Origin of the sequence: Streptomyces sp. NPDC006655 (assembly GCF_040703965.1) — a bacterium.
Taxonomy (GTDB): domain Bacteria; phylum Actinomycetota; class Actinomycetes; order Streptomycetales; family Streptomycetaceae; genus Streptomyces.
In genome coordinates, this window is sequence record NZ_JBEYJU010000102.1 from 1 (window position 1) to 14,884 (window position 14,884).

At 73.2% G+C, this 14,884-nt stretch carries 13 protein-coding genes; 4 read left to right on the top strand and 9 right to left on the bottom strand.

The window, feature by feature from the left end; translation table 11 throughout:
* Window positions 1-142: 142 nt before the first annotated feature.
* From AB0958_RS37100 to AB0958_RS37130, 7 genes are all read right to left on the bottom strand, one after another.
* Window positions 143-886, bottom strand: coding sequence for an SDR family oxidoreductase (locus AB0958_RS37100; protein ID WP_366894884.1), 744 nt, complete (start codon window positions 884-886; stop codon window positions 143-145).
* The gene (locus AB0958_RS37105) at window positions 883-1,854 is read right to left on the bottom strand and encodes a fumarylacetoacetate hydrolase family protein (RefSeq protein ID WP_366894885.1); all 972 of its coding nucleotides are present in this window, start codon (window positions 1,852-1,854) and stop codon (window positions 883-885) included. Before AB0958_RS37105 ends, AB0958_RS37100 begins: the two co-directional genes overlap by 4 nt.
* 22 nt (window positions 1,855-1,876) lie before the next feature.
* On the bottom strand, window positions 1,877-2,815 hold the full coding sequence (locus AB0958_RS37110) for a VOC family protein (RefSeq protein WP_366894886.1): 939 nt from the start codon (window positions 2,813-2,815) through the stop codon (window positions 1,877-1,879).
* A gap of 13 nt (window positions 2,816-2,828) precedes the next feature.
* A complete protein-coding gene (locus AB0958_RS37115; RefSeq protein ID WP_366894887.1) occupies window positions 2,829-3,824 on the bottom strand; it encodes an amidohydrolase family protein in 996 nt (331 codons plus the stop codon).
* Window positions 3,821-4,993, bottom strand: a complete 1,173-nt coding sequence (locus AB0958_RS37120; protein ID WP_366894888.1) for an FAD-dependent oxidoreductase — start codon at window positions 4,991-4,993, stop codon at window positions 3,821-3,823. The genes AB0958_RS37115 and AB0958_RS37120 overlap by 4 nt, the downstream gene beginning before the upstream one ends.
* A gap of 132 nt (window positions 4,994-5,125) precedes the next feature.
* Complete coding sequence (locus tag AB0958_RS37125) at window positions 5,126-6,082, bottom strand: cyclase family protein (RefSeq protein ID WP_366894909.1); 957 nt, start codon at window positions 6,080-6,082, stop codon at window positions 5,126-5,128.
* On the bottom strand, window positions 6,082-7,068 hold the full coding sequence (locus AB0958_RS37130; protein ID WP_366894889.1) for a fumarylacetoacetate hydrolase family protein: 987 nt from the start codon (window positions 7,066-7,068) through the stop codon (window positions 6,082-6,084). The genes AB0958_RS37125 and AB0958_RS37130 overlap by 1 nt, the downstream gene beginning before the upstream one ends.
* A gap of 120 nt (window positions 7,069-7,188) precedes the next feature.
* Here AB0958_RS37130 and AB0958_RS37135 point away from each other — a divergent pair, with 120 nt between their 5' ends.
* A complete protein-coding gene (locus AB0958_RS37135; RefSeq protein WP_366894890.1) occupies window positions 7,189-8,130 on the top strand; it encodes a LysR family transcriptional regulator in 942 nt (313 codons plus the stop codon).
* 16 nt (window positions 8,131-8,146) lie between these two features.
* Here AB0958_RS37135 and AB0958_RS37140 read toward each other — a convergent pair whose 3' ends face one another.
* Both AB0958_RS37140 and AB0958_RS37145 read right to left on the bottom strand, forming a co-directional pair.
* Window positions 8,147-9,412: an MFS transporter gene (locus AB0958_RS37140; protein WP_366894891.1), complete on the bottom strand. Its 1,266-nt coding sequence runs from the start codon at window positions 9,410-9,412 to the stop codon at window positions 8,147-8,149.
* A 240-nt stretch (window positions 9,413-9,652) separates the two neighbouring features.
* Window positions 9,653-9,943, bottom strand: coding sequence for a helix-turn-helix domain-containing protein (locus AB0958_RS37145; protein WP_366894892.1), 291 nt, complete (start codon window positions 9,941-9,943; stop codon window positions 9,653-9,655).
* 155 nt (window positions 9,944-10,098) lie between these two features.
* Here AB0958_RS37145 and AB0958_RS37150 point away from each other — a divergent pair, with 155 nt between their 5' ends.
* The 3 genes from AB0958_RS37150 (at window position 10,099) to AB0958_RS37160 (ending at window position 14,884) form a co-directional block, all read left to right on the top strand.
* On the top strand, window positions 10,099-10,392 hold the full coding sequence (locus AB0958_RS37150; protein ID WP_366894893.1) for a DUF1330 domain-containing protein: 294 nt from the start codon (window positions 10,099-10,101) through the stop codon (window positions 10,390-10,392).
* Window positions 10,393-10,493: 101 nt separating this feature from the next.
* Window positions 10,494-11,363: a PhzF family phenazine biosynthesis isomerase gene (locus tag AB0958_RS37155; RefSeq protein ID WP_366894894.1), complete on the top strand. Its 870-nt coding sequence runs from the start codon at window positions 10,494-10,496 to the stop codon at window positions 11,361-11,363.
* A 281-nt stretch (window positions 11,364-11,644) separates the two neighbouring features.
* Window positions 11,645-14,884: an ABC transporter permease gene (locus tag AB0958_RS37160; protein ID WP_366894895.1), complete on the top strand. Its 3,240-nt coding sequence runs from the start codon at window positions 11,645-11,647 to the stop codon at window positions 14,882-14,884.

Consider the following 14,884-nt stretch of genomic DNA (forward strand, 5'->3'; position numbering starts at 1 on the left):
AGGGCCTGTCTGACAATTCCCGTCGTCGCCCGGAGGGCGGCCGCGCGGCGTCAGGTGCGTGCTCTGGGGGTCCCCCCGGCCGGAGGCTGGGGGAGCGTGCATGGCGTCGCGCGGCAGGCGGGAATTGTCAGACAGGCCCTAGCTAGTGCCCTACGGCGTCCGAGATCGGCTTGGCGCCGCCGTGCGTGGTGAGACCGCCGTCGACCGGGATCTCGGCTCCGGTGATGAAGGACGACTCGTCGGAGAGGAGGAAGGTGACGAGCGGGGTGACGTCGTCGACGGTCCCGGTGCGGCCGAGTGGTGTCCCGGCGAGGTTGGCCGCGCGGAAGGCGGGGGCGGCCGAGGCGGTCATCTCGGTCTCGATGTAACCGGGGTGGATGGTGTTCACGCGGATGCCGCGTGGCCCCAGTTCCATGGCGGCGGTGGCCGACAGACCGCGAAGTGCCCACTTGCTGGCGGTGTAGGCGACCGGGTAGTGGGCGGTCCGGGCCGCCGAGGAGCCGACGTTCACGATCGACGCACCGGGGCGCATCAGCGGCACCAGGTGCTGGATGCCCAGGAGCGGCCCGGTGACGTTGACCGCGTGGACGCGGGCCATGTCCTCGGGCCGTACGTCGTCGACGCGGGCGCGCCAGGTGACACCGGCGTTGTTGACCAGGCCGTGCACCTCTCCGTACGACTCCCCCAGGTCGGCGGCGAGTTCGGCCCAGTCCTGCTCGCTGGTGACGTCGAGCCTACGGCAGCCGGGTGCCTCGGTCACGTCGGTGGCGACGACCCGGGCGCCCTCGCGGGTCAGCGCCGCGGCCTCGGCGGCGCCCTGACCGCGGGCCGCGCCGGTGACCACGACGACCTTGCCGTGCAACCGCACGGGACGTACCCCGGTCATGGCCGCTCCCGGGAGCGCCGTCGGCCGATCGGCAGCGGGACCGGGGCGGCCCCGGCGACGACCGTGTTGGAGACACTGCCGATGCCCTCGACGGTGAGCGTGACCGTGTCGCCGGGCTTCAGCGGGGGCGGCTCCTGTGCGCCGTGCACGCCCCACAGCTCGGCGAGGCAGCCTCCGTTTCCGCAGGTGCCCGTCCCCAGCACGTCGCCGGGGCGGACCCAGGTGCCGCGGGAGGCGTAGGCGACCATCTCCTCGAAGGTCCAGCTCATGTTGGACAGGAGATCCGTGCCGACGGTCAGGCCGTTGACCGAGGCGGTGAGCCCGAGGCGCAGGAAACCGTCCCGGTCCCGGTACTTCTCCAGCTCGTCGGCGGTGACCAGGTACGGGCCGAGGGTGGTTGCGGTGTCCTTGCCCTTGCAGGGTCCGAGGCCCACCTTCATCTCCGCGGACTGCAGGTCGCGGGCCGACCAGTCGTTGAAGACGGTGTAGCCGATGATGCGGTCACGGGCCTGCTCGGGGGTGAGGTCACGGCCCTCGGTGCCGATCACGGCGGCGACTTCGAGCTCGAAGTCGAGCACGGTCGAGCCGGGCGGCACGGGGATGTCGTCGTACGGGCCGTACACCGCGTAGGGGTTGGTGAAGTAGAAGGTCGGGGCGGCGTACCACTGCTCGGGTACGCCCGCGGCGCCGTCCACCGAGCGCCGCACGCCCTCGACGTGCTCCTCGAAGGTGACGAAGTCCCTGACCGTGGGCGGCCGCAGCGGGGGAAGGAGGCGTACCTCGGAGACATGGGGGCCGGGCGGGACGTCCGGGCCGGCGGAGCCCGCGGCCAGCAGTCCGGGCAGGCCGCCGCAGTGAGCGAGCAGGCCGGTCAGGGATCCGACTCCGGGGAGAGGACGGAGTGTGCCGTCCTCTTCGACGACGGCCACATGGCGTCGGTTTCGGTACTCGTACGCGGCGAATCGCATGGGGTTTCCTGTCGGTGTGGGGTCAGACCGGCGGGGCGACGAACACGCCGCGGTCGACGTCGTTGAAGGACTCCTTGGTGACCAGCTCGTTCATGGGGTTGGCGGTGCCCCACTGGTCGGTGACCTCGGGCCGCGAGAAGTCGTAGACGTGCGGGTGCCAGGTGTCCTCGTCCAGCAGTTCCAGCTCCGTCGTGTACTCGACGGTGTTGCCGTGCGGGTCGAGGAAGTAGGTGAAGGTGTTGTCGCCCGCCGTGTGCCGGCCCGGCCCCCAGATCTTCCTGACGCCGGCGCGGATCACGCGTCCGGAGCCGCGCATGTACTCGTCGATGCCGCGCATCTCGAAGGAGACGTGGTGCAGCGAGGTGTGCGGGCCCTTCGCGATGGCCATGGAGTGGTGCTGGTTGCTGATCCGCATGAAGTGCATGACGTCGCCGATGTGCGGATGGCCGAGCGTGTCGGAGAGCCGGAAGCCGAGGTGCTCCTCGTACCACGCCTTGGTCCTGTCGAGGTCCGGCGAGTTGAGCACGACGTGCGACAGCTTGACCGGGATCGACTCCTTCTCCTCGATCCTGCGGTGCCGCCGTACCTCGACGTCGGCGGAGACCTCGATCGTGCGGCCGTCGACGTCGAAGAAGCGGAAGCCGTACCCGCCGCCGGGGGTGTCGACCTTTCCCGGCCGTGAGATCAACTGCACGCCGCCCGCGAGGAGTCGCTCGGCGAGCGTGTCCACGTCGGTCGCGCTCGCGGCTCCGTAGGAGACGAGGTCGAGGCGCTTCTCGTCGGCCCGGCGCAGCCGTACGACGTACTGCTCGGGGCTGCCCTCGGCGGCGAGGAAGGAGATGCCGGAGTCCTCGGCGACCTTGGTCAGGCCCCAGACGCCGGAGTAGAAGTCGAGCTGCTTGTCGTAGTCGGGCACGGCGAGGTCGACGTGGCGCAGGTGGGTGAGCAGGCGGTCGGACATGGGGGGATCCTTCTCAGGAGAGGTCGAGAAGCGCGGCGGCGTTGTCGCCGCGCACGGCGTGGAAGTCGGGGTCGGACAGCCGGGCGGCGCGCAGGGCGGCGACCGGGTCGGCGGTGCCCATGTCGAAGGCGTAGTCGGAGCCGAGCAGGACGCGGTCGGCGCCCGCCGCCCGGACGAGTTCCCGCAGGGCGTGCGGGTCGTGGACGACGGAGTCGAAGTACAGCCGCCTGAGGTAGCTGCTCGGCTCCCGTGAGCAGGCCCGGGCATCGGGGCGCGTCCGCCACGCGTGGTCGGAGCGGCCGATGTGGGTGGGCAGGTAGCCGCCGCCGTGGGCGGCGATCAGCTTCAGCCCCGGGTGCCGGTCCAGGACTCCGGAGAAGATCAGGTGCGAGAGCGCGACCGCGTTCTCCACCGGCTGGCCCACGGTGTTGGACAGGTACCAGCGGTCCAGCCGCTCGTCGAGCGTGCAGCCGAAGGGGTGCAGGAACAGCACGGCGCCGGTCTGCTCGGCTCGGGACCAGAAGGGTGCGTACGCCGGGTCGGACAGTTCACGGCCGGGGGCGTGGCTGGAGATCTCGACACCCAGCAGGCCCTGTTCCAGGGCGTGTTCGAGGGCGTGCACGGCCAGTTCGGGGTGTTGCAGGGGGACGAGGCCGAGTCCGTGCAGCCGTGCGGGAGCCTCGGCGCAGTGGGCGGCCGTCGCCTCGTTGGCGAGCCGGAGGACCTTCTCGGCCGTCTCCTCGTCCGCCCAGTAGTGGTAGTGCGAGGGGGAAGGACTGACCAGCTGCACGTCCACACCCTGGGCGTCCATCAGGGCCAGCCGCACGGAGACGTCGGTCATCCTCGGGGCGCGCTCGCGGACCATGGGACCGCTGACGGCGAGGGCCGCCGGGCCGTTGCGGCGTGCGTCCAGGGCCCGGGCCTCGGCCAGTCCCGGCAGGTCCGCGACGAGGGCGTCCACCTCGGGCAGCAGGACGTGGGCGTGCACGTCCACGGTGGGGGACGTCACGGCAGCTCCTTCAAGGTGTTCATGATGCGTCCGATCAGCCCGGGCACGTCGGCGTCGCGCACGCCGTCCAGCTGCCACTGGCCGATCTGCACGGACGCCTCGACGACGGACCGCACCCGGGGAATGCGGCGCTCGTAGTAGCTCTGGAGCAGGTCGTCGTCCCAGTTCCGCCCGCCGGTGAGCAACTCGGCGAGCACCAGGGCGTCCTCCAGGGACATCGCGGCGCCCTGGGCGATGGTGGGCGGACAGCAGTGGGCGGCGTCGCCGATCAGCACGACCCGTCCGCGGTGCCAGGATCCCTCCAGCAACAGCCGGTCGAACCGGGTGTGGTTGACCTTCCCGGAGTCGGTGATGTGCTGGGTGATCTCCGGCCAGGCTCCGCCGTAGGCCCGCGCCAGACGGCACATCTCGTCGGCGTAGGCGGCCGGGTCGATGGAGGCGCGGTCGCGGCACGCTTCGACGACGAACGCGTAGATGGTGTTCTCGCTGGTGGGGGTGTATCCGGCGATGTAGGCCGGGCCTCCGTAGGCGAGGTCGCTGCGGGTCACGCCTTCGGGACGCGGGGCCGCGACGCGCCAGATGGCCATGCCGGTCGGCTCGGGTCTGTCGGTGATGCCGATGGCGGCGCGGGTGGCGGAGTGGAGACCGTCGGCGCCGATCACCAGGTCGTAGCGGCCGTCGGTGCCGTCGCTGAAGCGCACGGTGACGCCGTCGGCGTCCTGCGCGATGGCCTCGGCGGTGGTGCCCAGCCGGACGCCGGCGCCGCAGGCGCGGACCGCGTCGATGAGGATCTGCTGAAGCCGGGGGCGCTGCATGCCGAGGGTCGCGGGCAGCTCGTCACCGCCGGTCCTGATGTCCTCGGCGACGTGCAGCACGGTGCCGTCCGGGGTGGTGATGCCCAGCGCGGAGAAGGGGAACCCACAGGCGCTCACCCGCTCCCAGACACCCAGTTCGCGCAGTACGCGCAGGGCGTTGCCCTGCAAAGTGATGCCGGAGCCGGTGGTGGCGTTCCAGTCGGGCCTGGCCTCGATCAGGTCGACGGCGATGCCGGCGCGGCGCAGCAGAACGGTCACGGCGTTGCCGGAGGCGCCGCCGCCGATGACGAGGACGGTGGGGGTCCCCCCGCTCGAACGGAGCCGAGTGCGGGGGAGGTGGGGACTGTCTGCCATGTCGGGATCCTCCCGAGATCGGGCCGCGCGGCTTCGGGCGGCGTGGTGCGGCTCGCCCGCCGGCGGGCGGGCCAGGGGGCTCCGGTGCGTCACCCGTCGGCGCGTGGCGCGGGTGCGGGCCGGATGCGAGGGCTACTTGACGGCGAGGGGACTGACGGGCGAGCCGACCGCGCCGGTGATGGGCAGGGGCGCGGCGGTGAGCCAGAACTCGTACACGCCGTCGTCCGCGCAGTCCGCGGCGAGGTCGTCGAGGTCCCACATCTCGCCGACCAGCAGGCCCATGCTGGGGATGACGACCTGGTGCAGGGGTTGGAAGGCGTGGTCGAACTCGTTGGGCCGCACTTCGAAGCCCCAGGTGTCGGTGGCGATCGCGGCGATCTCCGTGCGGTGCAGCCAGCCGGCGGTGGTGAAGGACAGGCCGGGCGCGTCCCCGCCGGCGTAGTCACCCCAGCCGTCGCGCTTGGTACGGGCCAGTTGTCCGGTCCGTACGAGGACGATGTCGCCGCGGCCGACGGTCACTCCGTGGGCGCGGGCGGTCGCGGTCAGGTGCTCCCCGGTGATGGCGAAGCCGTCGGGCAGCTCACCGCCCTCGCCCACCACGTGGCCCACATCCAGGAGCACGCCCCGCCCCGCGACGTGCGGCGCCATGTGCTCGATGCCGGTGACGAGGTCGCCGTCGGAGGTGACCGTGCGCGCCGCGTCGCGCCCGTTCCACGCCTTGCCGTGGTCGAAGATGTGCCCGAGCCCGTCCCACTGGGTGGAGCACTGGAGCGGCATCGCGATCACGTCGTCGGCGCCGCCGATCCCGTGCGGGAAGCCCTGGTTCCCGAGGGCCGCGTCGGTGCCGGTGTCGAGCATGGTGTGCACGGGGTTGGTGCGCCGGCGCCAGCCCTTCTGCGGGCCGTTCATGTCGAACCGCTGGGAGAGCGAGAAGCTCACTCCGCGCCGGACGAGAGCGGCGCCCTCGCGCCGTTTGGCCCCGTCGAGCAAGTTCAGCGTGCCGAGGACGTCGTCCTGACCCCAACGCCCCCAGTTCGAGAACGACTTGGCGGCCTCGGCGATCGCACCCTCGGGATCCGTACGGTCGATCACGCGCCGGCCTCCTCGGCGACACAGCGGGTGCGCTGGACGCCCAGCCCCGTGATCGATCCCTCCATGACGTCGCCGGCGCGCAGCAGCCGCCCCCAGTGCATGCCGTTCCCGGCCGGGGATCCCGTGAGCACCAGGTCCCCGGGCAGCAGCCGGGCGGTCCCCGAGATGTACGACACCAGGCGCGCGACACCGAAGAGCATGTCCTTGGTCGACTCGTCCTGCATGGTCTCCCCGTTGAGTTTCAGGGTCACCCGGAGGTCACCGGGGTCCGCGATCGATCCTGCGGGGACGATCCACGGGCCGAGCGGTGTGAAGCCAGGGGCGTTCTTGCTGCGCAGCCAGTCCGTGCCGATGGCCTTCATGTCCCGGCGGAAGACGCCCGCCCGGTCGGTGAGGTCGTTGGCGATCGTGTACCCGGCGACGTGCTCCAGGGCCCGCTCGACCGGGACCCGATAGGCGGGCTTGGCGATGACAGCGGCCAACTCCAGTTCCCAGTCCGGCTGTTCGGCCCAGGAAGGGAGCACGACGTCGTCGTAGGGACCGGCGATCGCACTCGGCAGACCGGTGAAGACGTACGGCAGGTCCTCGACCGCCCGGCGGTCCATCACCGCGGCGATCTCCGCCCGCGCCTCCTCGGCGGTGCGCGGGTCGTCGGGCGCGCGGTGGGCGACCTCCAGGTCGATGACGTGCTGCCGGTAGTTCGCGCCGGACTGGAAGACCTGCCGGGGCTCGACCGGGGCGTGCACCCGCAGACCGTCGAGCCGCCGCCACTCCAGGTCGTCGTCGCCCGCGAGGGCGTGCAGAGCGGGGAGCGCCTCCTCCCACCGTGCCAGCAGCGACCGCACGTCGGCCGGTTCCCAGGCCAGGGCCCGGCTCAGGTCCAGCACCCGGTCCTGGACCACCAGGCCGGGGAACGGGTCCCCGTCCGGAGTGGAGAGCGTGCCGAGCGCGAACGGACCGGCGGATTGCGCGCGTGTTGCCATGAGATTTCCTCCCGCTGGATTCCGGTCTACTCTGACCCGGAACCGCAGATCGCGGAAATGAATCCCGTGGATGAAGCACATCCATATGGCGAATACCCATCTCCGTGCCGGTGGTGTCCGATGAACCTGTCCCGACTCGACCTGAACCTGGTCGTCGCCCTCCGCGCGCTGCTCGAGGAGCGCAACGTCACCCGGGCCGGTGAGCGCATCGGGCTGAGTCAGCCGGCCATGAGCGCGGCGCTGTCCCGGCTGCGGCGCCATTTCGACGACGAGTTGCTCGCCCGGACCGGCAACTCCTACGAACTGACGCCACTGGGCACCGCCCTGCGCGACCGCAGCGCCACCGCCTGCGACCTGCTGGAGCGGGTCTTCGCCAGCCAGGCCGACTTCGATCCGGCGGCCGAGAGCCGCGAGTTCACGCTGCTCGCGTCGGACTACGGCGCGGCCGTCTTCGGGGCCGCCCTGGCCCGTGCCCTGCACCGGGAGGCGCCCGGGATCCGGCTCGCCTTCCAGCACCCGGCGCCCTCCGTCGTGGAGAACACCGCGACCGTGCTGAGCACCGTCGACGGACTGCTGATGCCGCACGGCGTCATCGACGGACTCCCCGCGGTCGACCTCTTCAGCGACCGCTGGCTGTGCCTGGTCGCCGACGACCACCCCGAGGTCGGCGACGAACTCACCCTCGACCACCTCGCCCGGCTGCCCTGGGCCGTCTACCAACGCCCCTACGACGCCCCGGCCGCCCGGCAGCTCAGCATGATCGGCATCAGCCCGCGCGTCGAGGTCTCCGTGCAGACCTTCCAGCTGCTGCCCCACATGATCGAGGGCACCCACCGGATCGGGATGATCCAGGAACGCCTGGCCCGCAAGGCGGTGCGCTCCGCCGCGGTCCGTGTCCTGCCCTGCCCGTTCGAAGCCGTACCGGTGCGGGAGGCGATGTGGTGGCACCCGGTGCACGCCCAGGACGCCGCGCACATCTGGCTGCGGCAGAAGGCGGCGGAGGTGGGGGCGACGCTGACGGGCGACGACGACCTCGTGAGGCACGTCGACACGTCGAGCTGACCGGCAGCACCACGCGTCAGGCCGTCCGCTCCGGCAACGGCCGAGGGCCGACGGCGCCGACGCGACGGCGGGCCGCGAGGAGACCCGCCGCGAGGAGGGCGGTGGCCAGCCCCAGCACGCCCACCGCACCGGCCAGACCTCCGACCGCCGCCTGCACGGCGAGCAGGACGAGCGGGCAGACGAACTCACCGCCGAAGAAGGCCGCCGTCCACAGTCCCGTGCCCCTGCCACGGTCCTCGAACTCCAGCCGTGACATGGCGTTCGTGAGGAGGGCGGGCAGCAGCATGCCCGTACCGAGGCAGTTGACCACCGCCCCGAAGACCAGCAGCGGGGCGTTGCCCGCCAGGAACATCACCCCGAAGCCGGCCGCGCAGAGGGCGAGGACCCCGGGCAGCAGCGCGTGCGCGGAGCGCCGCAGCCGGGTGAAGGCGACCGCGCCGCCCACGGTGGCCGCGCTCGAGACCGCGGTGGCCAGGCCGATCACACCGGAGTCGTGCACCCCGAGATCGTCGAGCAGGTACGACATCTCCACCGGGACGGTGTAGAAGACCATCGCTCCGAAGAAGGTGAGGGCGCAGACGCCCCGCAGCCGCCGCCACGGGAAGGCGCGACGGGGCGCGGCCTCGACCTGGACCTCGGCCACGGTCGCCCGGGCCGCCGGAGTGGGCAGCGCGACCGCCATCAGCGGGGCGAGCACCAGACTCACCGCGTACATCCAGAAGGGCGCCCGCCAGCCCGCGGACCCGGCGGCCCCGCCGATCACGAAGAAGACGGTGGCCGACGCCGAGCCGCACATGGTCTGCAGGGCGAGGTACTTCACCCGCCGGTGACCGGAGTAGTAGTCGCCGATGAGCGTGGTGCAGCACGTCATGATGGCGGCCTCGGCGACACCGACCAGGGCCCGGCTGGCGATGACGGCGCCCAGGGAGTCCAGATAGAGCGGGGCCGTCCCGAACACGGCGTACAGCAGGGTCGTCACGATCAGCAGGCGTGTCCGGCCCAGCCGGTCGACGATCACCCCGGCGAACGGCGCCAGCAGCGCCAGCGCGAGCGCCGGGGCGGTCAGCGCGAGGGGAACCAGCGCCTCGGCCCCCGGGGTCGACGCGAAGTGGTCCTGCATCTTCGGCAGCACCGGGGCGATCAGCACCGCCCCGAGGATCGGCATGCAGCTGCCGGCCATCAACAGGGTCAGGCGCAGCAGGTGGGCGGGGCCGGAGACGGCGACGGGCGACGGTGCGGCATCGTCCACCGCGACGGCGGACGGCGGGACGGAAGCAGGCATGGCGACTCCATGGGACGGCGGACGGGAGCGGGCATGCCTGTGGGGGGCGCCGACAACGCACGGCATGCCGCGGGGGGCCGCACTCGCCGGCGGTCGGAACAGCGGCGTGCGGGTGGGGACGACTATGGGCCGCCCGCGGTCACGCTGCCATCCCTCGGACGATCCGAATCCCGTATCCGGGTCATCCAGTCCGTGGATGACCGTGCCGACGGCACTGTCCGGGGTGGGACCCAGCTACGTTCACGCGTGCTCCTGGTCGCTGTGTTCTTGCTCCCGCGCCCAGGTGATCGCCCATTCGTCGAGCGGGCGAAGGGCGTCACGGAGTGCTGTGCCCAGCCGAGTCAGCTCGTAGCCGTCGGCCGAGGGCGCGATGATCCCGCTCGACGCGAGTTCGCGGAGCCGCTGGTAGAGGACGCTGGACGACAGCCCTTCGCACCGTGCCAGCAGCGCGCGGGCACCGAGCGGACCCGCACGCAGCTCCCAGAGAATGCGCAGCGCCCACCGACGGCCGAACAGGTCCATCGCGGCCATGAGGGGACGGCCGGTGGTCGATCCACGAACCGGTGTTCCTGGGCGCGGTGTCGGCATGGCCCTCCTTGCGTTTCGTTATTCGAAACACTAGCGTCCAGTCGGCGTTTCTGACCAACCCGTACGTCAGTTGCACTCGTCCTCACACTGGAGGTCCCATGCCCAAGGGCTACTGGGTCAGCGTCTACCGCACCATTTCGGACCCCGAGAAGCTGGCCGCCTACAACGAGCTGGCCCGCCGCGCGGTCGAGGCCGGGGGCGGTCGCGCCCTCGTCCGTGGCGGTCGTGTCGTGGCGCATGACGCCGGAATCGCCGAGCGCACCGTACTGATCGAGTTCGACAGCTTCGAGCAGGCCGTCGCGACGCGCGCGAGTGCGGCCTACCAGGAGGCGCTGGTCGCCCTCTCCGACGGCGTCGAGCGCGACTTCCGCATCGTCGAAGGCATCGACTGACCGAGGTCCGGTCGGATCTTCACCGACTCTCCTGATGAGCGGCGGACGCCGTTCGCGGTTGCCGGTTCGTCGAGCGTCACATGAGCGTGAGAGGTGGGCCGATGGCCTGGCCGGACGTCACGGTGGTCGACGCGTGCGTGCGGCGCGGCGGCCGGGGCGGTAGCCCGACGGCGGTCACCTACGACGACCCGGTGGCGACGGACGCGGACCGGCGTGCGGTCGCCGCCGCGGCCGGCACTTCGCACGCGGCGTTCCTCGGCCCGGGGCGGGCTCCGGACGGTGGCCTGCCGGTCCGGTTCTTCACCGCCACCGCCGAACTGTCCGGCTGCGGCCACGGCACCGTGGCCGCGCAGGCCGTCCGGTTGGCCCGCACCGCGCTGGGCGAGCTGAGCGACCGTCAACACACCGGCGGGCGCACGTTCGACACCGTCGCGGTCCGCCGCCCCGCCGGCATCGAGGTGTGGTTCGACCAGGGCCTCGTCGCGCTGCGTCACCCGGCACCGGACGAGCGCGCCGCGATCGTCGCCGCGATCGGGCTCACCGCGGACGATCCGCATCCGACCGACGCGCCACGGATCGCCGCGCCCGGTGCGCCGCGCATGCTGGTACCGGTCCACGACCGGTCGGCGCTGCTCCGGGTCCGCCCCCACTTCGGCAGGCTGACAGCGGCGTGCCGGCGGTACGGGCTCCTCGGCTGTTTCGTGTACGCACCGCCGGTGGGCGACCGACCGGGAGCGGCGCGGATGTTCGCGCCGGCGATCGGTGTCGACGAGGACGTCGCCAACGCCAACAGCACCGGCTGCCTGGCCGCCCACCTGCTCGACACGGCAGGGGCGCGGACGCTCTCGATCGAGGTGGAGCAGGGCGACGCCCTCGGCCGGCCGGCCGGCGTGCTCGCTTCGGCCCGGCGGGAGCCGGCGGGCATCAGGACCCGGGTCGGCGGGTTGGCGGTGGTCCGCGACGGACACTGAGGCGACGACTGGACCGTCCCCTCTTGCGATCCGCGCATGGGGCGGGGGCCGTCCACCGCGGTCACGGCATCGCCGTCGGTCGGCGGATCAGCGAGTCTTGTGTGGTCGGGGGGATGCCTGGTAGGACTGTGACGCGCCGTCACCGTCACATGTTCGATTCTGCGGGGGTTCATGTGGTCGCCACGGCCGTCACGTCCTCTTCGCGGCCGCGCCCCGGCGCCCCGCGCCCGGTCCGGCGGCGGATTCCCGCCGTTGTCAGGCGGGCCGCGCAGCACGGACTGGTGCTCACCGCCGTCGCGGTGACCGTCCTGCTGTGTGCGACGGCGCTGGCCGCGCTCGCTGCGCTGGCCGGTGGTTCGGTGCAGGCGGGGGCCGTGCGGCGGCTCGCTGCCGACCTGGACGCGCAGGTGACGGTCTCGGCGTCCTACCGGGCCGCCGGAATGGCCGCCGCCGACCGCGAGGTGCGGGCCGCCGCCACGCGGGTGTTCGCCGAGGTGCCCCAGCGGACCTACGTGGGGCTGCTGGGCATGTCGCCGGTCTCGGTGACGGGGATCGACGGGGTGGCCGGACCGCCGCGCGGCCCCGGCGGGAGCGGGCTGCACCCGGTGGCGGTGCAGGGCGGGGGCAGGTTCGGGCGGTTGGTCGCCGGGCGGTGGCCCGCCGGTACGGCCGACGCCCCGGCCGGTGCGTTCACCTCGCTCCCCGACGTGCGGGTCGCCACCGGCTCCACCGCCCCGGTCGACGCGGCGGTGCCCGACGCGCTGGCCAGGCGGCTGGGCGTCGAGCCCGGTTCCCGCCTTCAGGTGCGGGACTCCTTCGGGCGCGCCCTGACCGTACGGATCACCGGGGTCTACCGGGCGACCGGTGCCGTCGGGTTCTGGCCCGCGATGGCCGGCGACCTGACCCAGGGGGAGACCGCCGACCAGCACCTGCTGGTGGTGTCGGCGTCGGACCTCAACGGCAGCGCCGCCCTGAACGGACAGCTGACGGCGCACTGGAGCGTGCAGCCGGACTACTCCCGTGTCCACGCGGGCAGTCTCGCCGGGTTGCACGACCGGCTGCGTGCCTTCTCCGGCAGTCAGAGCCGCGTGTCGGTGTTCCGTGGGCGGCAGCCGTCCCTGACCGACCTGACCGTGGTCTCCGGACTGCCGGGGGCGATCGACGACCTGACGGTGCCGATGGTGGCGGCCCGGTCCTCGCTGTACCTGCCGAGCGACCTGCTGGCGGCCCTCGCCCTGGCCACCCTGGTGCTGGCCGCTCGTCAGCTGACGGAGCGCCGACGCGACGAGCTGGTTCTCCAACGGGCCAGAGGGGCGGGCACCCTGCGTCTGCTGCGCGGGGCGGCGGCCGAGTGGGCGCTCACCGGCCTCCCGGCCGCCGTCGCCGCGCCGTTCCTCGCCCGGTTGCTGCATCCCGGCGGCCTGGGCGCCGGCGCGTACGCGGCGGTGGCTCTGACGCTTCTGGTGCACGCCGCGGCGGTGCTGCTGCCCGTGCTGCCGTCGGCGCGGTCGCGACCGGCCCGCGGCGCACGGGCCGCCGCCGCGCAGCGCATCGGCGCCGACCTGGCGCTGCTGGCCGTCGCGGCCCTGGGCTACCTGGAGCTGCGGCGGCACCACTCGCTGCTCGCCGGCCTGGGCACCGGCGCCGCGTCCGCGGACCCGGTGCTGGTCGTGGTGCCGGCCCTGGTGGCCGGCGCCGCCGCGCTCCTGCTGTTACGACTGCTGCCGCTGACCTCCCTGCTGCTGGACGCGTTCGGGCGGCGCAGCCGGGGCCTCGTGCCCGCGCTGGCCGGCTGGCAGGTGAGCCGGCGGGCGGCGCGCAACGCGGGACCGGTGGTACTGATGTGCCTCGCCGTGTCGGTGAGCGCCTTCGCCACCACGGCGCTGGCCTGCCTGGGCCAACTGGCCTCGGAGCAGGCCGCGTTCGCCGTCGGCGCGGACGTGCGGCTCTCCCCGTCCGCGGCCGACAGTTACCCCTCCCCCGTCCTGGGCACGGCCTATCGGGCGCTGCCCGCGGTGACCGCCGTGACACCGGTGACGCAGTCGACGGTGACGCTGCCCGGCGGAGCCACCGAGAACCTGGTCGGCACGGTCGGCGGCCCCGCTCCCCGCACCCCGTCACCGGCCGTCGCCGGGATACCCCTGCCCGGGCGGCCGACCGCACTGCTGCTCGACGAGCGGCTGGGCAGCGACGGCAGCCGGGCCGCGCCGAGCCTGGAACTGACCGTGCAGGACGCGTCCGGTCTCGTCAGCACGGTGACGACCCGGCTGCCCGCCGCCGACGGGGCCAGGCACACCGTCGTCGTACCGCTGGACGTGGCGCTGAGCGGCGGTCACCGGCGGGAGTATCCGCTGACGGTGACCGCCGTCGGCGTCCTGCCGCAACCGGGCGTGCGTCCCGCGCGGCTCGATCTGGAACTGGTCCGGGTGGGCGCGCGTACCGCCACGGACACGTGGGTCACCCGGCTGCCCGGCGGACAGGTCTGGGCCGACGGCACGGACCACGCCTACGACGCCACCGCGGGCGCGTGTGAAGGAAAACCGACCGGCGGCTACGGTCCCGGCGTCCCCGGAGTGTGCTCGGTCGTCCGCGGCGGCTCCGCGGTGCTGCGGACCACCGTCAGCACCGGCATCCCGCGCTCCCAGGCCACCGACGACGCCTTCGGCGGGCTCTCCGGCAGCGACTACGACACCCGGCCCGGCAGCCGGGTGCGGCTCGTGGCGGGCCCGGCCGCACGACCCGCGCCGCTGCCGGTGCGCGCGGACGCCCCGGCGCTGAACGAGGCGCGTCTGGGCGTGGGCAGCACCACCACACTCGATCTGGGCGGCTCCGGCATCACGGTCAGCATCGTGGGCCGGGTCGACTCGTTGCCCGGACTGGGCCGCGGCCAGGGGCACCTGATCGCCGATCAGCGCCTGCTCGCCGCCGCGCTGACGCGGGCCGGCGCCGACCAGGAGGCTCCCGCGTTCTGGTGGCTCGGCAGCACCGACAGCGCGCGCACGGCCGCCGCCGCCGAGGCGCAGCCCGCGCTGGGCCACGTCACCACGACAGCGCGCACCGCCGCGTCCCTGCGGGCCGACCCGTTCCGCAGCGGGTTGCGCCGGGTGCTGGAACTGGTGCGGTACCTGGCCCCCGGCTTCGCGGTCATCGCCTTCACCGTGCACGCGGTGGTCTCCACCCGGCAGCGGCGCACGGAGTTCGCCCTGCTGCGGGCGATCGGGGTCCGAACCGGAAGCCTGTCCGCGCTGCTGGGCGCCGAGCAGCTCGGTCTGGCGATGTTCGCGGTGGTCCCGGGGGCGCTGATGGGCATGGCGCTCGCGTTGGCGGTGCTGCCCCTGGTCACCGTGGACGACAGCGGACAGGCCCCCTATCCGCCGCTGCCCCAGGTCGTCCCGTGGGGCACCGTGACCCTGACGGCCGTCGCGACCGCCGTGGCCATCAGCGCGGTCGTCCTGGCGCTGGCCCGCCTGCTGTCCCGGGTGGACCTGGTACGGGTGCTGCGCGCAGGGGAGGACCGTTGA